This window comes from Streptomyces sp. SID12488 (genome assembly GCF_010548275.1).
Classification (GTDB): domain Bacteria; phylum Actinomycetota; class Actinomycetes; order Streptomycetales; family Streptomycetaceae; genus Streptomyces.
The window spans coordinates 270,014-290,536 of sequence record NZ_JAAGLT010000004.1; the positions used below are offsets into that span (position 1 = coordinate 270,014).

Sequence of the window (20,523 nt, forward strand, 5' to 3'; positions counted from 1 at the left end):
CTTCCGTATCCGCCTGGCCTTCAGAACCCGCCGCACTTTCCGTTTGGCAAACACGTTGGTCCTCCTCGTGTCGCTTGCTCGTCGCTTTTCTGAGAGCGCTCTCAGGCTGCTCTCGTGAGCGGGACACGTCAAGGTCTAGACCAAGACTGGTCACTTGCCACTCCGGAAACTTGCCTCTTTCCGCACTGGAAACTATCGGCTACTCTTTCCGTCATGGAAAACAACGGGGTACGACTCACGCCGGAGCAGGCTCGTTCCGCACTGGCAGACACCGAGCAGGTGCGGGCCTCCGCCGCGGCACTGTCAGCCACACCATGGCCGACCTGGTTCTTCGTCGCGCTCACGCTCTACGTCGCCGCGCTTCCGATCGTCTACGGAGGCATGATGGCCGACTCGGACTGGCTGCTGCCGGGCCCCGCCTGGATGGGCGTCATGCTGGCGATCACCGCGGTGTACGGGGCGCTCTACGCCGTCGCGGCCAAGGGCTGGCGCAACAGGACCGGGGTGGCACTGCGGCTGGACGTGCTGCCGAAGCGGGCGAGCGTTCCGCTCGTGGTCTGCCTGCCCGTGCTGCTGGTGGGGGCGGCGCTCGCGTTCCGGGCCACGGGACGGCCGGAGTGGTTGATCGGGGCCTCGCTGATCAGTGCAGCCTTGTCCATTGGCTTCCACCTGGCCTTCGTCCGGCTGCACCGGAAGACCGCGTGAGTGCCGAGGCCGACGACGGGCTGGAGGGTTTCGACACCACCATCCACGCCCCGAACCGGCTGCGAGTCTGCGCCCTGCTGGACACCGCGGGCGAGGCGGAGTTCGGCCTGGTCCAGAAGCGGCTCGACCTGTCCGCCTCCGTGCTGAGCAAGCATGTCACCGTGCTGATGGACGTCGGCTACGTCGAGCAGCGCAAGGCCGTCCGCGACACCCGGCAGCGCGTGTGGCTCCGCCTGACCGGGCGGGGCCGGGATGCCTATCGGGGGCACTTGGCGGCACTGCGGGCGATTGTGGGGCCGTCCGATCCGGGGCTCTAGCCGACGGTTCCAGCCCGTGTTCTCCGAGTTCTCCTCAAGGAGGCTGTGCCGCTCCGCCAGCCGGCTGATGGCGGTGAGGCGGCACACCGCGTAGTCGTGTCCGACGGGTGCGCGCCAGTCGAGTTCGTCGAGTTCGTCGAGCGCGTCGAGGAACCCGTGGGCGTAGTCGGCGAGGCCTTCGCGGTGCAGCTGCCGGGGGACGAGCCCAGGGCTGCCGGCCGCGATCCATGACGGAAATTCACCCATGCCGAACAACCGACCACTTCCCGGTAGGCGGGCAGCCTCTGAATTCGGGTGAGGCCGAAAGGTGAGGCGTCATTCCTTTGGCAGTCCTAGATTCGATGAAGTCAACCGACGGAGTCTCTTCGAGGAGTGTTTCACTATGATCGAAAACCACGGCGCGAGCCGTCGGACATGGGTGCGCAGCATGGTGGCGGCCGCCACCGGTCTCTCGGCCGTCCTCACTATGGCCTGCACCGCCGATGCAGCGACACACAACCCCGGGACCCCCTTTGTCTCGCAGGCCAAGGCCCGGGGGCTCAGCACGGCTGAGGCGAAGACGGGCGGGACCCAGGTAGCGGCCGACAGGATCCGCACCGCTGACCAAGCCGCCCTGGCGCTCTCGCTGCAGGCCGGCAATTCCGTCGACAGCAAGAGGGCGAATGGTACCGCCGCCATAGCGGTCGCCTGCCCGTACAAATACTTCTGTGCTTACCCCGGACCGAATTTTACCGGTGATCCTATTCTCATGTACAACTGCCGCGAGTACGACATCCCGTTGACGTGGACGGGTATCGGATCGTGGATCAACAACCAGACCCCTGGAACTCGCGCGCAATTCAGGAGTTCCGACCACGTGACGCGCTGGAGGGATGCGGGTGCCTACGACACAGACGGCTCCGCCGACTGGTCCTGGGTCTATTGGGTGAAGCCCTGCTGAGAAGCGACTGGGCCGTCGGCGACACGGGGGCTCCCTGTCATCGGATGCTCCTCCCATGCCTTCCTGTCGTGTCGACGGCTCACCCGCAAGGGATGGGTCAGAGAGTGGGGCCGGGAAGACTCCGAGAATCCGGCAGCATGGCAGCCGACAAGGCATACAGGAACGGGCCTTGTCGGTAGTACCTGCTCGGTAGTACCTGCGGCGTCGGTATCCTCCGGGCCACGATTCCGGAGGATACCGACGGTCACCCGGCTGCGACGAAGAGCCGTACGAGGAACGCAACTCCGTCGAACGGGGCGTCGACCGGCTCAGGCGTCGGGCGGTGAAGGTCTCTCATCTCACTCGGCTCAATGGCGCCTCGTGGCGCACCCACTCGCTACGACAGGTGGGCCATGTCTGCCATGATCGGCCGGACAACTCCGCCTAGGAGAAGCACACTTGGCGCCGCGCCTGGCCCCGGAGGTACTGGGAGCGTTCCTGCTGGGTGAGGTCTCGGTGAAGGGCGTCGCAGATCATGCCGATGGCCTGACGTGGGCGGGGCAGGCTGAGCTTCCACAGTTGGATCGTGCCGTCGGTATTGCTGGCGGCGAGTGTGCGTTGGTCGGGGCTGACGCCCATTGCGGACACTGCTTGTTGACGCCCACTCAGGGTGGCGCGGACGGTGCGTGTGGCCAGGTCCCACAGTCGTACTGTTCCGTCGGCGTGACCGGCCAGGAGGGTGCGGCCGTCGGGGCTGAAGGCCAGCGAGCATGCCAGGTCGGTGAGGACGGCATGCCTCCCGCCGCTGGCGATGTCCCACACTTGTAGCTTTCCGTCGGCACCGGCGGAGGCAAGCGTGTGTCCGTCCGGGCTGAAAGCGAGTGACGCCACGACGTCTGTCTGTCCGGCGAGGACGCTCCGGCCCTTGCCGGTGGCCACGTCCCACAGGTGCATACGCGCACCTGTCCCGCCGGTGACGAGAACGCGCCCGTCGGGACTCAGTGCCGTTGTCAGCAGGGTGTCGGACCGGGGACGGTGGCGCACGACCGTGCGGAGCGTGCGGGTTCGCGCGTCCCACATTCGCACCGAGCGGCCGTCATCGGTGATCAAGGCGGCCGTTGCCCAGCCGCCTGGACGAAGGGCCAGTGACGTCACGGCGCCGGCACCGACAGAGCGGGCGCTGCGCGGCCGTTCGCTGACCGTGTCCCAGACGCGCACTGTTCCGCGGCCGTCACCGGTTGCCAGGGTGCGCCCGTCATCGGTGAAGGCCATGCTCGTCAAGGTGGCGGATTCGGCTCGCATGTTGTCGGGCGTCTGCTGAGTGAGATCCCACAGCCGGACTGTGCGGTCACGGCTGCCGGTGGCCAGAGTGCTGCCGTCCGGACTGAACGCCACTGACGACACGCTGTCGAGGTGACCGGTGAGGACGGCCTGGCTCTCGCCGGTCACCGCGTCCCACAGCCGTGCTGTGCGATCGTCACTGCCAGCGGCCACCAGGCGCCCGTCCGGGCTGAACGCCACCGCCCGTACCGGCCCGTCGTGTCCGGTGAACCGGGTGCGGAGATCACCCTTCGTCACGTCCGACAACTGCACCAGACCGCTGAGATCACCGACGGCCAGTAGGCGGCTGTCGGGACTGAAGGCCATCGATGTCAGTAAGCCGACCCCTTCTTGCCGAATCACACGGGTGGTGCCGTGGATCAGGTCGCGCACCCGGATTGTTCCGCCCGAGTCGCCGGCCAGGAGGTGGCCGTCCGGGCTGAAGGCGACCGACGTCACGTCGTGCGCGGAGACGGAGAAGACGGTGCGAACCGTACCGGTCGCCGCGTTCCACAGCCGTACATGCCCATCGGAACTGCCGGCAGCCACTGAACGGCCGTCGGGACTGACCGCCACCGGTCCCAGGTTTCTTGCATGGCCCTGAACGGTCCAGGCTTTCTGGCCAACCGCAACAGTCCGCAGCCGCAGTATCCCGTGGGCATCGCCGACGGTCAGGAGTCGGCCGTCCGGACGGTAGGCCAGGCCGGTGACTTCTCCTGTAAAAGCGGGGAACGTCGTGCGAATTCTGCCGGTCGCCGCGTTCCACAGCCGTACGTGGCCGTCGGAACTGCCGGCAGCCACCGAACGGCCGTCGGAGCTGAATGCCACCGCACTGACGAGGTCAGTGGGACCGGTCAGCCGGTGCCGCAGGGGGAGGGCTGCCGCGGAGTAGAGGCTGGAGACGGCTTCTGCCGTGGGACGGATCTGGTAGGCATGGGCGGCCAGGAGCATGGCGAGATCGGGATCGTCGTCCAGGAGAGCGGTCGACTGCGCGGCCAACTGACGGGACACAGCGGTCTGCTGTGCGGCTACAGCTCGGTCTCGTTGATGTTCGCTCGCCCGATACTGCTTCCAGGCGACCAGACTCGCGGTGAGAGCGACGACAAGCAGGACGGACAGCGTGGCGGTGAACTGGCGCAGGCGGCGCGACGTGCGGGCGGCAGCGAGGCGCTCACGGTCGTGAGCGGTCGTGCTGCTGGAGAGGAAGTCCCGTTCCAGACCGTTCAGATCCTCGGCTCTGGCGGGAGCGGCGAAGGTCTCCTGGGCAGCGGCCAGGCGGGTGCCGCGGTACAGGACCCCCGGGTCGCGGCCCAGGGCGCTCCACGTGCGGGCGGCTTCCCCGAGCTGATGTTGGAGGTGCATGCGTTCCCGGGCTTCGTCGACCCATTCCCGCAGCCTGGGCCAGGCGGCGATGAGAGCTTCGTGCGCCAGGTCGACGGTGCTGCCGTCGATCGTGACCAGCCGTGCCTTGACCAACCGCTCGAGCAGGACTCCAGCCACGGGAGAGCTGTCGGCATCCAGTTCCTCGCGGTCCGCCGGACGCCTTGTGTCCTGCGTGCCTTCGCCGGGGGCGATCAGGCGCAGCAGGATTCGTCGGGCGTACCTGGCTTCGGGTGCGGACAGTTGGGTGTAGAGGTCTTCCGCTGTTCGGGCGATGGCACCTTCGACGCCGCCCACTGCCTGGTAGGCGGCAAGAGTCAGCGCGCGGCCCTTGCGGCGGCGCCAGGTTTCCAACAGGGCGTGGGACATCAGCGGTAGACCACCCGGTCTTTCGTCGACGTCCTCGATGATTTTCGCGGTCAGTTCGCGCTCGACGATCAGTCCCTCAGCGGTTGCCGGTTTGACTATGGCATCGCGAAGTTCGGCGGGGCCCATAGGGCCGACGAGCAGGGTGGCGTCACGCAGCGCCGCGGCCAGATGATGATGTTCGGCGCAGCGGCCGAAGAAGTCCGCGCGCACAGCGATCACCATCCGCAGCCCGCTCATCGGCTCCATCGCCTTCACCAGCCCGTCGAGGAAGGCGGAGCGCTCTGCGCGGTCGGAGCACAGGGTGAAGAGTTCCTCGAACTGGTCGAGGATGACGACCGTGTCGCCGCGTCCCCGGGCGGGCGTGATCGCGGCGGCATGGGTCGACATCGGCTGGGCCCCTGGGGTGAGGATCCGGATGCCTGTCGGACGACGGTCGATGGACCCTTCCCGCTGTAGGGCGGGGATGAGTCCTGCGCGCAGTAAGGAGGACTTGCCGCTTCCGGACGCGCCGACGACGGCGACCAGGCGGCGGGTGTGCACCCGCTCGACGAGCTGAGTCACCAGTTCGTCCCGCCCGAAGTACACATCAGTGTCCGCGGCTTCGAAGCGGGCCAGCCCGCGGTAGGGCGCCTGCGCGTCGTCACCGGTCTCCCGCCCGGCAGCCGCATCCTCGGCTGCCTTGCGCCAGCTCCGTTCCCACTCCACCTCGTCCGCTTCGCAGGCCCGCGCGTAGGCCAGTGCCACGTCGAGGGAGGGCAGCTGCTCCCCGGCCGCCGCTCGTGACAACGTCGCCACGGAGTAGCCCGCGCGCTGCGCCATGGCCCGGTAGGTCGGCCCGCCCGCTTCCTGACGCAGCGTGCGCAACGCGAAAGCGAAACGCTGCACGGGACCGGCTTCCGGATCCAGTGCCCCCTCTCGGCGCCCCATCCCCATCCCCCCCAGTCGGCATGATCGGTGCAGGCAACCTTGGCACCACCGTGCACCAACTGCACCTATGGCCAGCGCGTTTCGGCCGAACATCGGCTCCGGCCAGCCGCCCGGGGAGTTGTTTCACGTGGCGGCAGGGGTGTGCGCAACAACAGGACGGCCGGGAAGCTGGTGCTTGGCCGACGCCGAACAGTTTCGGGGGGCGGCGTCGGCCAGTCATCTCCCTGTTGGGGCGTCCGCCTGACGTGTTAACGCCTGCACAGTCGGCCGGGAGCAGCCGCAGCACATACGAGAGCTTGGCGGCAGGCAGCAGTGGTACAGGAGGGGGCGCGGGACCATGACGTTGCGAATTGAGTTCAGCCCACAGGACCTGGGCCGACTGGCGATCGGACGCCCGGCGCACTTACCGGTCAGCGAGGCTGTGATGAGCCTGCAGGTCCTGCTGCGCAGGGATCCAGCCATGCGGTTCCAAGCGTGGCGAGAGGCCATTCGAGCTCGTGGCATTCAGCCGGGGGCGGTGCTGAAGGGCCTAGTGCCGGCATACGGGTGGGTGCCCGACTTCCTCACACCGGGTAATCGTGCCTGGCCGGAAGCAGGAGCGTTTGACGTCATCAGGGCCACGCCCCGCCGACGTGTCCGCCGGGAACTGGCCCGCCTGTCCGGCCATCACCCCTTGCCCGTCTGGGGCGCCCGACTGGCGGAGTCGGGAGATCCACATCTTGGCGTTCTCGTCGACAATCTCGCTGCCTACTATGACGCCGCTGTACGCTCGTACGCTCCCGCGATTCGCACCGTGCTCGACGCCGATCGTGCCCTGCGTGCCGAAACACTCGCCTCCAAAGGGGTGGACGCGCTCCTGCACACGCTGCACCCGTCCATCACCTGGGAACCACCGTTCCTCATCCTGCCGTCCCCTCACGAATCCACGTTCCGGTTGCAGGGCCGTGGTCTGATCATCACGGGGCACTTTTTCTGCTGGCCGAGCCCACGGGCGCAGCTGAACGACACTGACATGCCGGTCCTCGTCCATCCAGCTTCCTGGAATCCACTCCACCAGCCGGCGCCGGGCACAGACAGCTCGGACACCCGAACGGACCGGGGCCTGGCCGCGGCACTGGGACGCACTCGGGCCCGGGTCATGCTGGCCCTCGCGGAGGCGCCCCACAGCAGCACGGCGGAACTCGCCAGGCAGTTGGACATCTCCCCAGCTTCCGCATCGGAACACGCAACTGTCCTGCGACAAGCAGGGCTTACCGACAGCCGTCGCCAGCATCGCACCGTCCGCCACTCGCTGACCGCTCTGGGCAATGACCTCCTCAACCACCCAAGGACCCTCACCACGCGGTTTCCCCCGCGCTGGACCGACGCTGAGCGCCATCACCGCAGGTGACGGGTGACGGCGATCGGATCGAACGACCCGCGGTCGTTGCCACGAGCCCGCCTCGTGGGATGTCGTCCAGGCGGCGCTGCGGGTACGGACCGCGGCGCCGGGCGGGCGGCCGGCATCTGGGACAGGTGCGGCTCAGGTCGGTTGCCGCGGCAGTCCACTCGCAGCCCTCCGCGCCGAGTGCGAGATCCGGATTTCTAGTCGGCGCGCTCGGTGAGGAGGTCGTGCCGATGGGCGAGCCAGCTGATGGCGGTCAGGCGGCACACCGCGTAGTCGTGCCCGACGGGTTCGCGCCAGTCGAGTTCGTCGAGCGCGTCGAGGAACCCGAGGGCGTAGTCGGCGAGGTCTTCGCGGTGCGGCTGCCGGGGGATGAGCCCGGGGCCACCGGCCGCGATGCGTTCCCTGATCTCGGCGACGTGCTGGTCCACGGCGGCCGTGAAGGCAGGCTCGAACGCGAACTCCGCGAAACGGGGCGCGAACGCGCTGCTGATTCTGACCAAGGGGGACATTCCTCCACGGTATGTGGGGTGCGGGGGCGGGAGGAGAGGGGAATGTCATGGTTTCCGTCACACCGGCTCCTTGCTCTCGCACTCGAACCAGACGGTCTTTCCGGTACGTGTGGGATGCGTGGGCAGGCTGTACCAGCCCCAGCGGTCGGTGACGGCCTCCACGATCATGAGTCCGCGCCCGCCTTCTTCATCCACAGCTGTGGATGCCTCCGGGCCCCGCGGTTCCGTGTCGGTGACCTCGACGAGGACTCCGCCGGGCCGCCGCAGCAGCAGTACGGTGCCGCGCCGGTCGGGGACATGTCGTACGACGTTCGAGACCAGCTCGGTCAGGGCGAGGGTGGCGGAGTCGGCGAGGCCGGACATGCCCCAGGAGTCGAGGTACGCCCGCAGGATGCACCGCAGGTGCCGGGCCGAGTGGTCACCGAGGGTGAAGTTCATGCCGTACCTCGGCCCAAGTGTGCTTTCGTCCAGGTCAGTTGCGTCATTTGCGTGATTCACGTCACCAGAGTGAGGTGGCGTGGTTACGCTGGGCTACATCGTGAATCCAACGACGCGAAGCGTCAGCTTGGGGGTGGCCCGCCGTGCCCAACATCCGCGAACTCGACCCCAGTGCGTCGCCGCTGGACTACTTCGGCTTCGAGCTGCGCAGGAAGAGAGAGGAAGCGGGCCTTACCCAGGGGGAGTTGGGTGCGTGCATCTTCTGTACGGGATCACTGGTGGGCCAGGTCGAGACGGCGAGGAAGGTTCCCACGAGGGAGTTCGCCGAACGGGTGGACGCGGCGCTTGGAACGGACGGGGAGTTCTCGCGGTTGGTGGGGTTGGTGCTGCGGAGCCAACTCCCGCACTGGTTCCAGGCGTACGCGGAGATGGAGGCGAGGGCCACATATATCTCCACGTATCAGTGCCAGTTGGTCTACGGACTGCTGCAGACGGAGGAGTACGCACGGGCCGTACTGGGTGTCGATCAAACGAACAGGCTTGACGAGATGGCGGCTGCTCGGATGGATCGCCAGCGGATCTTGAAACGCGGACAGCCGCCGGTCCTGTACGTAGTGCTGGACGAGTCGGCGCTGCACCGGCAGATCGGTGGCCGGGGCATCATGCGGAGGCAACTCGCCCACTTGTTAGGTTGCTTCGACCAGCCGTGGACGCAGCTTCAGGTGCTGCCGTTCTCAGTAGGTGAACACGCCGCGATGATGGGCTCGTTCAATCTCCTACGCTTCGATGACGACCCGGATGTCCACTACAGCGAGAGCTACGACGCGGGTCACATGACCGCCAACCCGCAAGTGATCAGGGAGCGTTCTGTCGGATACGCTCGTTTGCAGGCCGACGCCCTCTCTCCGAAGGAGTCGGCGGCGCTGATCGCTCGACTTATGGAGGAACGCTATGGGGAGCAGTCCGAGTCTGGCGAGCGCACAGTGGCGTAAGTCGTCGTACAGCGGCTCCAGCGGCGGCGACTGTGTCGAATGCGCCCCCCTCGGCACTGCCGCCTGGCGTAAGTCGTCGTACAGCGGCAACACCGGCGGCGACTGCGTCGAAGTCGCCCCCCTGACCCCCCACATCGCGATCCGCGACTCAAAGGCCCCCGACCTGGGCGCTCTCACGCTCACGCCGGAGGCCTTCGCCGCGTTCGTTACCGCTGTGGGCTGGTCAGGATGACGAGTTGCTGGGTCGCCCGGGTCATCGCGACATAGCGATCCACCGCCCCCTCGATACCCTCGCCCCCGCCGAACCTCTCGGGGTCGACCAGGATGACCAGGTCGAATTCGAGGCCCTTGGACAGCACCGGGGTGAGTGACCGTACCCGCGACGTCGCCCGGAACCCGGGGTCGCCGATGACGCAGGCGATGCCGTCGGCGTGTGAGGCGAGCCAGGTGTCGAGGACGGCATCCAGTTCCGACACCGAACCGTGGACAACCGGAACCCCGCCGCTGCGGATCGAGGTCGGCACGTTGGCGTCGGGGAGGGCGGCCCTGATGACCGGCTCGGCCTCCGCCATGATCTCTTCCGGCGTGCGGTAGTTGATGCTGAGAGAGGCCAGGCTGATCCGGTCGAGCCCGATCCGCTCCAGCCGTTCCTCCCACGACTCCGTGAACCCGTGCCGGGCCTGGGCGCGGTCCCCGACGATGGTGAAACTCCGGGACGGGCACCGCAGCAGCAGCATCTGCCACTCCGCGTCGGTCAGTTCCTGGGCCTCGTCCACGACGATGTGTGCGAACGGCCCGGCTAGCAAGTCCGGCTCGGCGACGGTCAGTTCGGACTCGTCGACCAGGCTGACCTTGGCGTCCTGGCCGCGCAGCATCCGCACCAGGCCCTCGCCTTCGTCACCGTCGGCGCCGGAGTCGCGTACGGCGTCGATCAGGTTGTCGACGACCTGGGTCATCCGCTCGCGCTGGGCCGCCAGGACACTCGCGTGCCGGCGCCTGCGTCGGGCGGCCTCCGGGTCGCCGAGCCGCTGGCGTGCCGCGTCGAGGATCGGCAGGTCGGACACGGTCCAGGCGTGAACGTCGTCCGCGCGCTGCAGTTTCCGTACCTCGTCGGGGCTCAGCCAGGGCGCGCACATCCGCAGGTAGGCGGGCACGGACCACAGGTCTCCGACCAGGTCGGCCGCTTCGAGCAGCGGCCACGCGCGGTTGAAGGTGGTGACCAACTCCCGGTCCTGTGAAAGTGACTTGCGTAGCTGGTCGGGAGAAACTCCGCCGTCGTCGTTGTCGTGTTTGTCCGCGAGGATCGTGAGGAGTTCGTCCCAGACCTGGTCGCGGGCCTCGTTGTGGGGCACGCCGGGTGCCGCTTCGAAGGCGACGGCCCAGTCGGCGGCGGTCAGCCGGACGTCGGACCAGTGGGTCGAGACCGTGAGCCCCTGGGTGGGCGGCTCCTCGTAGAACGCGACGGCCTTCTCGATCGCCTTCACCAGGTTCGCGGACGACTTCAGACGGGCCACGTCCGGGTCGGCCTCGACCGCTGCCGAGGCGCCTTCGTCGACGAGGTCCCGCAGGGTGCAGGTCTGCACGCCCTCCTCGCCGAGACTGGGGAGGACATCGGCGACGTACGCCAGGTAGGGCCGGTGCGGGCCGACGAACAGGATGCCGCCACGGCGGTGACCGAGGCGGGGGTCGGCGTAGAGGAGGTAGGCGGAGCGGTGCAGGGCGACGACGGTCTTGCCCGTGCCCGGACCGCCGTCCACGACGAGCGCGCCGCGCGAGCCCGCGCGGATGATGGCGTCCTGGTCGGCCTGGATGGTGCCGAGGACGTCCCGCATGCGCGGCGAACGGTTGCTGCCCAGGCTGGCGATGAAGGCGGACTGGTCGTCGAGCGCGGCGGCGTGCCCGTCGAACCCGTCCGAGGCGAACACCTCGTCCCAGTAGTCGCTGATCCGGCCGTCGGTCCAGCGGTACCGGCGGCGGCTGGCCAGACCCATCGGGTTGCCATGGGTGGCCCCGAAGAACGGCTCGGCGGCGGGGGAGCGCCAGTCGAGCAGCAGCCGACGGCCCGTGGAGTCGGTGAGGCCGAGCCGCCCGACGTACGCAGCCTGCTCGGGGTCGTCCGCGCTGACCATGTGGCCGAGGCACAGGTCCGGCCCGAAGCGGCGCAGCGCGCGCAGGCGGGCGGTGAGCCGATGGATCTCGGTGTCCCGGTCCATGGCATCGCGGCCGGTGCCGCCGGGGGCTTTGCGCTGGGCGTCGAGACGGTCGGTCAGTTCGGCGATCGACTGTTCCAGGCACTCCGCGAGGGCGGCGAAGTGCCGCTCGTCGCGGCCGATCAGCTTCGGGTCGGCCTTGGCGGAGAGACGGTCGGGGAGGGCGAACGCGCTGGTGGATGTACTGGTGGATGTACTGGCGGTGGACATGGTGGTGACGGACATCGTGGTGACGGACGTGGTGGTGGTCCGGGCGTTCACGGCATCAACTCCCGTCCGGGCGACGGCGCGCACACCCACATCTCCGACCCGTAGGTCGACAACAGAACACGCACTTCGAGACTCCCCGTTTCCGCAGTTCCAGGCCTTAGGCGGGAGATTCTGCGGCACGACGGGGGCCTTGCCGCAAGCCCCCCGGTGCGCTATATCTTGAACATGGCAAGGGGTCCAGAACTCCTTGCCTTTGTTTTTTGTGGCGCGCCCTGACGGCGAAGCTCAGGCCTCGGTAGTCCTCTTCTTCCTTCTCGCCCTGACGATGACGATGATCAGGGTGAGCGTGGTGGTCATCCCTATCCCGAAAGTCAGGTCCACCAGGGCGTCGATCAGGTTGTCGACGGAGAAGTCGAAGATCACGGTGGTCAGGAAGCGAGTGAGGTCGATGAGGCAGAGCGTGAAGGCCACATGGGCCAGCGGAATCCTGAACTTCTCCCCGTTCGCCTCTTTCATCGCGTACCTCTCCTGCCTCTCCTCGCTCACCTCCACCTCCTGGTTCGGCTGATTCTTACATCACCACTTTGAGCCGTACTGGGGGGCTATCGGTACGGCCTCGTTTCGTTCAGCGGAAGAAAACTTCCATTGACAGGCCGGTTACGTGTGCGGCATTTGGGAGAAACATCCGGCCCGTTCTCTTTACGCCATCCGGCGCCATCGTGGCGACCCGCGCAGGAAGAGAACGCGATGACGGACACGGTCAGAGAACCAGGCGGAGATACGGAGATCGCGGGCGGGGAGGGGTACTCCCCCCGCCTCTACAACGAGGACCTCGCCCCGGCCACCGAGCGCAAGTGGGGCGCGTTCAGCATCTTCAACGTGTGGACCTCGGACGTACACAGTCTGTACGGGTACTTCCTCGCCGCCAGCCTGTTCCTGGTCGCCGGCAACACCTTCAAGTTCCTGATCGGCATCGGTGTCGGATCGCTGATCATCTACTACCTGATGACGCTGATCGGAAAAGCGGGCGTGCGCACGGGCGTCCCGTACCCCGTCCTGGCCCGCGCCTCCTTCGGTACGTTCGGCGCGAACGTACCGGCGCTGGTCAGGGCGATCGTCGCCACATTCTGGTACGGCGCCCAGACCAGCGCGGCGGCGGGCGCGATCGTGGCGTTCCTCATCCGCTACGACGGCCCGAAGCACCTGCACGAGACGAGCCGTCTGTTTGACCACAGCGGTCTGGAAGTCATCTGCTACCTCGCCGTCTGGGCGGCCCAACTGCTGATCATCAGCAAGGGGATGGAGACGGTCCGCCGGTTCCAGGACTTCGCGGGCCCGGCGGTCTGGCTGATGATGCTGGTGCTGGCGGTGGCCCTGTCGGTGAAGGCGGGGACGCTGTCCTTCGCGGTGGACATGCCGGCCAAGGACCTGGCGGCGCTGGCGAAGAACGCGACCGGCCTGGACGTGACGCCGGGTTCGTTCGCCGCGATAGCGGCCATCGCGGCGACCTGGGTGACGTACTTCGCCGCGCTGTTCCTGAACTTCGGCGACTTCGCCCGTTTCGCGCCGGACGAGAAGACCCTGAAGAAGGGCAACGTCTGGGGCCTGCCCGTCAACCTGATCCTGTTCTCGCTGGTGGCGGCGATGACAACTGCCTCTGCCAGCAAGGTGTACGGCGAGGTCATCCTCGAACCGGCGGCTATCTCGGCGAAGTTCGACAGCGCGTTCCTCGTCCTGCTGGCCGCCCTGACGTTCGCGGTCGCGACCCTCGGCATCAACGTCGTCGCCAACTTCGTCAGCCCGGCCTTCGACTTCGCGAACATGGCCCCGAAGCACATCTCGTTCAAGCGGGGCGGTCTGATCGCGGCGGTCATCGCGCTGCTCCTCTACCCGCTCCACCCCTGGGACAACGCTCCGAGCTTCGTCAACGCGATCGGCTCGACGATGGGCCCGATCTTCGGCGTGGTGGTCGTCGACTACTACCTCATCCGCAAGGCCCAGCTGAACATCCCCGACCTCTACAAGGAGGACGGCGAGTTCCGCTTCCAGGGCGGCTGGAACATCCGCGCCTTCGCGGCGGCGGCAGTAGGCGCGATCTTCTCCAGCATCCTCCCGACGTACGGACCTTCGGGATACGGGGCCGCGCTGGGCCCGTACTCCTGGTTCATCGGGGTGCTGGTCGCGGGGACGATCTACTTCGGGGTGAGCGGCGGGAAGAGCCGACTGGTGGGTTCACGCTCGTCCGAGTGACGGTTCCGGATTCCGTATCCGGGTCGGCGGTCAACTCTGGGACAGTCGCGCCGAGCGAGGGCGAAGGATGCCTGTCATGGTGGCGACGGAGTCGAGCGTCGGGCAGGCCTTCGAGCTGTTCAGCGCGGCTGCTCCTGAGGGTTGGCGCGTGGAACTCGTCGAGGGGGAGATCTGCCTGTCGCCGCCCGGGAACGGGGCCCACGCGGAGATCGTGTCGGAACTCGCCGGGCAGGTCATCGACCGACGGGGCGACCCGTCCCTGCGTGCCTACACGGGCGTCGGCCTGAAGGTCCCCACGGTCCCCGGTATCCCCGGTGTCCCCGGCGCGGACTATGTCCTCCCGGACCTGACCGTCGCGCCCAGGAGCAGCTTCGCCAACGAGGACGTGTGGCAGTACCCCTCGGACGTCCTCCTTGCCGCAGAGGTCACCTCGGCCGGTACCGCCGAGCGTGACCGTGGCAAGAAGCTCTGCGGGTACGCCCGTGCGGGCATTCCCGTCTACCTCCTGATCGACGGGGAGAAGGGCGAGGTGGTCGTGCACTTCGAGCCGTCGGACGGCGCGTACGGCTGTAGCGTGAGGTACAAGTGGGGCCTCGCCGTGCCGCTTCCCGCGCCCCTGGGGTTCGAGCTGGACACGGCGGAGTTCTGAGCGTCGGAGCGGTCCTGTTGGGGGTCGGCCGCTACGGCTTGTTGCTTGTCATTGTTGTGGGCGGACATACGGAAGGCTTCACCTCCGGGTAGGAGGTGAAGCCTTCCTCTGTTGCGCGGGATGGAGAGCCGCTCAGGGCTACGGCTGCGCGAGCACTCCGGCTGCCTCCATCAGCATGACAGTGGCCGATGTCGTGACGATGAAGGCGCCGCCACCGCGGGCTGCGGCGTCCGTGTATGCGGCGCCTCCCAACCGCGCCAGGATGCTCGCGACCAACCCGGCCACAAGACCGGTCAAGAGGGCGATGGAGATCAGCAGGGCTCGGGTCGCAAGGGAAGACATGGTGGATTCCCGGAGGTGAGCAGGTCGTGCCCTTCTGGGCCCCGGCGGCCGGGTCCGATGACCGCCGACGCATCCGACGCTACGGCCGCGCACACCAGCGCTGTATCACCTGATGCTCCATCAACTACAGCTCCATGGAGGGTTGTTGATGGATCGAGGCGGGGTAGCTGAAGAGACGATGTTGCCGTCGTCGGGCGGGTGCCAGAGTGAGGCATGACCTTGCAGACCGCACACGCGAAAACCGCTCTCGAACGGACTCAGCGCATGATCATTCGCGCCCTGGCATGGCTCAGAGGCGTCCAGTTCGCCTTGTGGATCTGGGTTCCCTTCGCCGGCGAAGGCCCCGGCCGTTCTGATCCGCAGGTACTCGGCGGCTATGTTCTCGCTGCGGTTTTCTCCACGACGCTGTTCACTGTCGCACTTCGTCGAGGCACGTTGTCGCCACGCTGGGTCAGTGCCGACGTGGTCCTCGCGGTGGGCTACGCGATCGTGGTGAGCCGTTCCTACCCGCCCGTGGACGCCGCGTCGATCACGAACTGGGTGATTCCCCCGCTGTGCGGTGTCACGGTGACCGCGGCGATCTACGGCGGCCGGTACAGGGCGGGTGCGGTGTGCCTGGTGGTGGGTGCATGGGTGCTGGGAGCCTGGCCCGCACTCGGCACGGCCAACTCCGCCGAGCTGGTGACCAACAGCGTGATGATGACCCTGTTCGCGGGTGTGGCCGGCATCACCGGCAATCTGCTGTTCGGCGCCGCGAGAGGGGCGGACCTCGCGGCGGAGGAGGCCGCGACGCAGCGGGGCAGGGCGGAAAGGGCGTCGGAGCGGGAGCGCCACACCCGGTACCTGCATGACACGGTGCTCCAGATACTCGAAGGCATCGCCCAGGGGACACGCGGCAAAGACCTTCCTGAAGTCCGACGCATCTGCCGGACCGCAGCCGAGAAACAGCGGACCACCGTGCTGGCCGCTCGCCCTGACGGGGTGGTCGCCCACATCACCGAGGCCCTGGCGGAGATGATCGAGGACCACCCGGCACAGGAGAAGCTTCAGCTGGTCAGCACCAGGTTCGACGACCGGCTGCCGGATCTGCCCACCGAAGTGGTCGACGCGCTCACCGGTGCGGTTCGCGAAGCACTGAACAACATCATCAAGTACGCGCACACGGACGAGGCACGAGTGACAGTGACCGTCCTGGAACCCAAGGGCGTCAGGATCATCGTCGTCGACCACGGGGTGGGCTTCGACAGCGACACCGTGGTCCTCGGCTTCGGCACGCGGAGGTCGATCATCGAGCCCGTCGCCGCCGTAGGGGGCGAAGCCGTCATCGACAGCACGCCCGGTGAAGGAACAATCGTGGAGATGTCATGGACGAAGTGATCGAGATCGAGATCGGCTGCATCGACGACGCCCTGATGGATCTGGAGGGCAAAGCCGTCGCGCTGAAGGCGAAGAGCGAGGTCCGAGTGGTCACGATGGCCGCTTCGGTGGAGGAGTTCCTGTCCCGTGCTCCACGGCCGAAGATCGTCACCCTCGATCTGCACCTGGGCGACGGCACCCTGCCCGCGGACAACGTGACCGCGCTGGTCGAGGCAGGGCACAAGGTCATCGTCTTGACGGTCATTCCGGAGTTCGACTGGGTTCAGGAGACGACCGAAGCCGGCGCGTCCGCCTATCTCCACAAGAGCAACCGCCTGGAGACCCTGGTCACCGTCATTCGCGAAGTGCACGCCGGAGAGGTGCCCACCACCGCCGACCACGCCTTCCATCTGGCGCGCGACAGCCGGCCCAGCCGACCGCATCTGACCCCCCGGGAGCTGGAGATCCTGGAGATGGTCAGCACCGGTATGACCCACAAGGCGATCGCGCGCCGACTCGACTGTGCGTCCAGCACGGTGGCCACCCACCTGGCGAGCGTGCGCGGCAAGTACGACAACACCGAGCGGCCGATCACCAAGCCCACGGACTACCGGGACCGCCTGCGGGAACGCCAACTGGACCGCGACCGCCTCGACCCCGAGAGCTAGGACCGGCCAGGGTGGAGTCGCGCCCTACCTCGGCAGTGAGTACTCCTGCATCTGCCCGGCATGATGCGGCTCTGCCGCCCGTGCCGGGCCCGTGTTCGCTGCGATGATGAGGGTCGCGGCGGCGATGATTGCCGCGCAGACCGCTCTGAAATGTGAGAGCACGGCAACCTCGCAACAACAGCGACGTATTAAGCACGCTTAACCCGTGGCTTAACGTAGAGGTTGACGGACCTCAACGGCAAGTAGGCACAGGGGAGTTGGGCGATGGCTGAGCGGGACGACCCGGAAGTCATCGGGCGCAGGGTGCAACGGCTGCGTATCGAGCAGGGGCTGACACAGCGGCAGTTGGCGGAGCCCGCCTACACCCCCGCCTACATCTCCACCCTGGAGGCGGGACGCGTACGGGCCTCCGACGAGGCGCTGCGGCACATCGCCGAGCGGCTCGGGGTGGCGTACGAGGAGGTGGTGACCGGGCGGCCCGCCCATCTGGCCACCAACCTCCGGCTGCGCCTGACCGACGCCCAGCGCACCCTGGCCACCGGCGAGACCGAGGCGGCGGCCAAGCAGTACGGGGCGTTGCGGGAGGAGGCCGCCCGGCTCGGGCTTCTCGCGGAGGAGGCCGCCGCGCTGCTCGGGCTCGGCGAGTGCGGGGTGGACACCGGGGATCTCGCCGCCGCCCAGAACCACTTCGAGCTCGCCGAGCGGTGTCTGGCCGACGAGCCCCTGACCGGGCGGGTTCCCGCCCTGCGCGGGCGCGCCGTCGCGCACTACCTCGCCGGTGAACTCCGTTACTCCGTATACCTTCTCGAGTCCACGATCGACGAGCTGAACCGCACCGGACTGCACGACCCAGACGCTCTCCTCCCCCTCTACGCCAGTTCCATCGCCCCCTACATGGACATGGGCGCCCACGCGCGCGCGGCCCAGGCGGCCGAACTCGCCCTCGCGCTCGCCCCGCAGGTGAGCGATCCGGCGCTGGTCGCCCGGATGCACCGGCAGGTGGCCCGGACGATGCTCGCCGAGGGACGGTACGCGGATGCCGATGCCTCGCTGGCGAAGGCCGCCGAGCTGTACCGGCAGCTGCAGATCCGTACCGAGCTGGCCAACTGCCACTGGATGCGCGGGTATCTGTACGCCCAGCAGGGCGAACTCGCCCGCGCCGAGGCCGAGTTGCGGGAGGCGCACGCCATGCTCTCCGCCAAGCGTGCCGCCCTCTACAGCAGCCAGGTCACGGTCGAACTCGCCGACGTACTGCACCGGCGCGGCAAGTCGGACGAGGCGGCGGCGCTCCTGCACGACGTACTCGGGGATCTGTCCTCGGAGCGCGGCGCCGTCCACTCGGCAGCCGCCCACCGCCTGCTCGGCATCATCGCCGAGGACGCCCGTGACACGGAGAGGGCGGAGGAGCACTACGTCCGCGCCCTGAGCGTCCTGGAGCGCGCGGGCGCCGCCGGCGACCTCGCCGACCTGTGCCGGCTGCTCGGCGATCTGCTGCGCCGGACGGGCCGGGTGGAGGCCGCGCTGGACGCGTACCGGACGGGGCTGGGGCATCGTACGGCACCTGGGACCACCACCCTGGGCCCGGCGCCCGCACAGCCTCCTCTTTGACGAATCGGGGGCAGCGCACAGTACGGGCGGTTACCCTTCGGCCGGAACTATGAACATTTGACCGGATCGGAACGGTACGGGCGCTTGGACGGCGAGCACGGCGAGCACGGCGAGCACGGCGAGCACGGCGAGCACGGCGAAGGGTATCGGGGAGAGTACGGCGGATACGGCGGTGGCGGGCGGAGCGTGGCCGACGGGCTGAGGCTCGTCGTGCGCGCGTTCGTGTACGTCGTCGTCGGGGGCGTCGCGCTGATCGCGATCGTGACCGTCGCCTCCGTCCTCGGGCCGACCGTCGCCCTGGACCTGTACACGCCCGCCGTGGCCGCCTGGTGGACGGTGTTCACGGCGGTGGTGGTGCAGGGGGTGCCGTTCCTGCTGCTGGGCACGCTGGTGTCGGCGGCGATCGGGGCGTTCGTCCCGGAGAAGGTGTTCACCCGGCTGCTCCCGCGCAACCAGGCGCTCGCCGTGCCGATCGCGGGCGTGGCGGGGGTCGTCCTGCCGGGGTGTGAGTGCGCGTCCGTGCCGGTGGCGGGGAGTCTGATGCGGCGAGGGGTGGCCCCGGCCGCCGCGCTCGCTTTCCTGCTCTCCGCTCCGGCCATCAACCCCGTGGTGCTGGTGGCCACCTCGATCGCCTTCCCCGGCCAGCCGAAAATGGTGCTCGGGCGGCTGGTGGCGTCGCTGGTCACGGCCGTGGTCATGGGCTGGCTGTGGGCACGGTTCGGGCGGGAGGAGTGGCTGCGGAAGCCCACGTCGGGGGGTATCGGGTCGTCGGCAGTCGGCTGGCGCGGGTTCCTGGCCGGGCTCCAGCACGACTTCCTGCACGCGGGCGGCTTTCTGGTGCTGGGTGCGGGGGCGGCGGCGACCTTCAACATCGTCGTACCGAGGTCCCTGCTCGACGTGTTCACCGGCTCGGCGTGGCTGTCGGTGCTGCTGCTCGCCGTACTGGCGGTCGTGCTGTGCGTGTGCAGCGAGGCGGACGCCTTCGTCGCGGCCTCCCTCAGCGGCTTCTCCCCCACGGCCCGGCTCGCCTTCATGGTGGTCGGCCCGATGGTCGACCTGAAGCTGATCGCCCTCCAGGCGGGCACCTTCGGCCGGTCCTTCGCCGTCCGGTTCTCGTCGGTGACGTGGGTGGTCGCGGTGACGAGCAGCGCGGTGGTGGGGTGGTGGTTGCTGTGAGGCGTAGGCGGTACGGACCTGCCGTGCTGTTGCTGCTGACGGGCGGGGCGGTGCTGCGCATCGCGCTGTTCAGCGAGCTGTATCTGCGGTACGTGCAGGAGGGGCTGCGGCCGTACCTGGTGGTGTCCGGGGTGGTGCTGGTGCTGCTGGGGGTGGTGGCCGCCGTGGCGCGGCGACCGGCCGAGGGCGAACACGATGACCATGGCCACGATCAGAGTGACGGGCACAGCCACGGTGGCGGGCCCCGGGTCGCCTGGCTGCTCACGCTCCCCGCCCTCGCGCTGCTCCTCTTTCCGCCGCCCGCCCTGGGCTCGTACAGCGCGGACCGGGAGGCGGCTCAGCGGGCCGCGCAGGGTGTGGGTACGTTCCCCGCGCCGGCCGCCGGGAATCCGCTGGAGCTGACGGTCGGCGAGTTCAGCTCGCGTGCGATCTTCGACAGCGGGCGGTCCCTGAAGGGCCGTACCGTCCGGCTGACCGGCTTCGTCACCCACGGGGACGACGGCGTCTGGTACGTCACCCGCCTCCTCGTCTCCTGCTGCGCGGCCGACGCCTCGACGAGCAAGGTCGAGATCCGCGACGCCGACGCCCCGGTCACGGACACCTGGGTCACGGTCACCGGAACCTGGGTGCCCAAGGGCAAGTTGGGCTCGGACGAGGCCTGGCCGCCCGTACTGGACGCGGGCTCGGTGAAGAGGGTCGCGGAGCCGTCGAATCCGTACGAGAAACGTTGATCTCGGCTCGCAACTGAGCTGTGGTGAAAGGATTCCACGGGTGCCGGACAAGGCAGGGCG

The 20,523-nt window shown here is 68.2% G+C and carries 19 protein-coding genes and 1 pseudogene; 13 read left to right on the forward strand and 7 right to left on the reverse strand.

The annotated features are described in order from the left end of the window. The first annotated feature begins 213 nt into the window (after positions 1 to 213). Complete coding sequence (locus G3I56_RS09345) at positions 214 to 705, forward strand: hypothetical protein (RefSeq protein ID WP_164408414.1); 492 nt, start codon at positions 214 to 216, stop codon at positions 703 to 705. Further along, complete coding sequence (locus G3I56_RS09350; protein WP_164408415.1) at positions 702 to 1,022, forward strand: transcriptional regulator; 321 nt, start codon at positions 702 to 704, stop codon at positions 1,020 to 1,022. Before G3I56_RS09345 ends, G3I56_RS09350 begins: the two co-directional genes overlap by 4 nt. 99 nt (positions 1,023 to 1,121) lie before the next feature. Here the strand turns inward: G3I56_RS09350 and G3I56_RS43680 are convergent. Further along, positions 1,122 to 1,268 (reverse strand): annotated as a pseudogene (locus tag G3I56_RS43680) (hypothetical protein); the annotation flags it as partial. Between the two features lie 136 nt (positions 1,269 to 1,404). Here G3I56_RS43680 and G3I56_RS09355 point away from each other — a divergent pair. Beyond that, entirely contained in the window at positions 1,405 to 1,962 is a 558-nt protein-coding gene (locus G3I56_RS09355) for a peptidase inhibitor family I36 protein (protein WP_164408416.1), read from the forward strand. A gap of 423 nt (positions 1,963 to 2,385) precedes the next feature. Here G3I56_RS09355 and G3I56_RS09360 read toward each other — a convergent pair whose 3' ends face one another. Then, positions 2,386 to 5,895, reverse strand: a complete 3,510-nt coding sequence (locus G3I56_RS09360; RefSeq protein WP_343239907.1) for a helix-turn-helix domain-containing protein — start codon at positions 5,893 to 5,895, stop codon at positions 2,386 to 2,388. Positions 5,896 to 6,274: 379 nt separating this feature from the next. On the opposite strand from G3I56_RS09360, the gene G3I56_RS09365 reads away from it, so the two are divergent. Further along, positions 6,275 to 7,327, forward strand: a complete 1,053-nt coding sequence (locus G3I56_RS09365) for a winged helix-turn-helix domain-containing protein (RefSeq protein ID WP_164408418.1) — start codon at positions 6,275 to 6,277, stop codon at positions 7,325 to 7,327. A 194-nt stretch (positions 7,328 to 7,521) separates the two neighbouring features. On the opposite strand, the gene G3I56_RS09370 is transcribed toward G3I56_RS09365, so the two are convergent. Continuing rightward, on the reverse strand, positions 7,522 to 7,833 hold the full coding sequence (locus tag G3I56_RS09370; protein WP_164408419.1) for a DUF6401 family natural product biosynthesis protein: 312 nt from the start codon (positions 7,831 to 7,833) through the stop codon (positions 7,522 to 7,524). Positions 7,834 to 7,890: 57 nt separating this feature from the next. Continuing rightward, positions 7,891 to 8,271: an ATP-binding protein gene (locus tag G3I56_RS09375; RefSeq protein ID WP_164408420.1), complete on the reverse strand. Its 381-nt coding sequence runs from the start codon at positions 8,269 to 8,271 to the stop codon at positions 7,891 to 7,893. 143 nt (positions 8,272 to 8,414) lie between these two features. Between G3I56_RS09375 and G3I56_RS09380 the strand changes: the two genes are divergently transcribed. Together G3I56_RS09380 and G3I56_RS09385 are read left to right on the forward strand one after the other, a co-directional pair. Beyond that, positions 8,415 to 9,263, forward strand: coding sequence for a helix-turn-helix transcriptional regulator (locus G3I56_RS09380; RefSeq protein WP_164408421.1), 849 nt, complete (start codon positions 8,415 to 8,417; stop codon positions 9,261 to 9,263). Then, positions 9,223 to 9,495 carry a DUF397 domain-containing protein gene (locus G3I56_RS09385; RefSeq protein WP_164408422.1) on the forward strand — a complete coding sequence of 91 codons (273 nt, stop codon included), beginning with the start codon at positions 9,223 to 9,225 and terminating at the stop codon, positions 9,493 to 9,495. The genes G3I56_RS09380 and G3I56_RS09385 overlap by 41 nt, the downstream gene beginning before the upstream one ends. Here the strand turns inward: G3I56_RS09385 and helR are convergent. Beyond that, positions 9,470 to 11,683: an RNA polymerase recycling motor ATPase HelR gene (gene helR, locus G3I56_RS09390; protein ID WP_164408528.1), complete on the reverse strand. Its 2,214-nt coding sequence runs from the start codon at positions 11,681 to 11,683 to the stop codon at positions 9,470 to 9,472. The two genes, G3I56_RS09385 and helR, sit on opposite strands and share 26 nt — an antisense overlap. Before the next feature lie 285 nt (positions 11,684 to 11,968). Then, a complete protein-coding gene (locus G3I56_RS09395; protein WP_164408423.1) occupies positions 11,969 to 12,229 on the reverse strand; it encodes a hypothetical protein in 261 nt (86 codons plus the stop codon). Between the two features lie 201 nt (positions 12,230 to 12,430). Between G3I56_RS09395 and G3I56_RS09400 the strand changes: the two genes are divergently transcribed. Together G3I56_RS09400 and G3I56_RS09405 are read left to right on the forward strand one after the other, a co-directional pair. Then, positions 12,431 to 13,933 carry a cytosine permease gene (locus G3I56_RS09400; RefSeq protein WP_164408424.1) on the forward strand — a complete coding sequence of 501 codons (1,503 nt, stop codon included), beginning with the start codon at positions 12,431 to 12,433 and terminating at the stop codon, positions 13,931 to 13,933. A gap of 76 nt (positions 13,934 to 14,009) precedes the next feature. Further along, complete coding sequence (locus G3I56_RS09405; RefSeq protein ID WP_239134785.1) at positions 14,010 to 14,582, forward strand: Uma2 family endonuclease; 573 nt, start codon at positions 14,010 to 14,012, stop codon at positions 14,580 to 14,582. Between the two features lie 138 nt (positions 14,583 to 14,720). On the opposite strand, the gene G3I56_RS09410 is transcribed toward G3I56_RS09405, so the two are convergent. Then, complete coding sequence (locus G3I56_RS09410) at positions 14,721 to 14,924, reverse strand: hypothetical protein (RefSeq protein WP_164408426.1); 204 nt, start codon at positions 14,922 to 14,924, stop codon at positions 14,721 to 14,723. Positions 14,925 to 15,188: 264 nt separating this feature from the next. Between G3I56_RS09410 and G3I56_RS09415 the strand changes: the two genes are divergently transcribed. The 5 genes from G3I56_RS09415 to G3I56_RS09435 all read left to right on the forward strand — a co-directional run bounded on the left by G3I56_RS09415 (position 15,189) and on the right by G3I56_RS09435 (position 20,463). Continuing rightward, positions 15,189 to 16,301, forward strand: a complete 1,113-nt coding sequence (locus G3I56_RS09415) for an ATP-binding protein (protein WP_164408427.1) — start codon at positions 15,189 to 15,191, stop codon at positions 16,299 to 16,301. Next, complete coding sequence (locus tag G3I56_RS09420; RefSeq protein WP_164408428.1) at positions 16,289 to 16,948, forward strand: response regulator transcription factor; 660 nt, start codon at positions 16,289 to 16,291, stop codon at positions 16,946 to 16,948. Before G3I56_RS09415 ends, G3I56_RS09420 begins: the two co-directional genes overlap by 13 nt. Before the next feature lie 264 nt (positions 16,949 to 17,212). Then, entirely contained in the window at positions 17,213 to 18,556 is a 1,344-nt protein-coding gene (locus G3I56_RS09425) for a helix-turn-helix transcriptional regulator (RefSeq protein ID WP_164408429.1), read from the forward strand. Positions 18,557 to 18,742: 186 nt separating this feature from the next. Continuing rightward, on the forward strand, positions 18,743 to 19,732 hold the full coding sequence (locus G3I56_RS09430) for a permease (RefSeq protein WP_164408529.1): 990 nt from the start codon (positions 18,743 to 18,745) through the stop codon (positions 19,730 to 19,732). A gap of 23 nt (positions 19,733 to 19,755) precedes the next feature. Continuing rightward, positions 19,756 to 20,463 carry a TIGR03943 family protein gene (locus G3I56_RS09435; RefSeq protein WP_343239908.1) on the forward strand — a complete coding sequence of 236 codons (708 nt, stop codon included), beginning with the start codon at positions 19,756 to 19,758 and terminating at the stop codon, positions 20,461 to 20,463. Positions 20,464 to 20,523 lie beyond the last annotated feature (60 nt).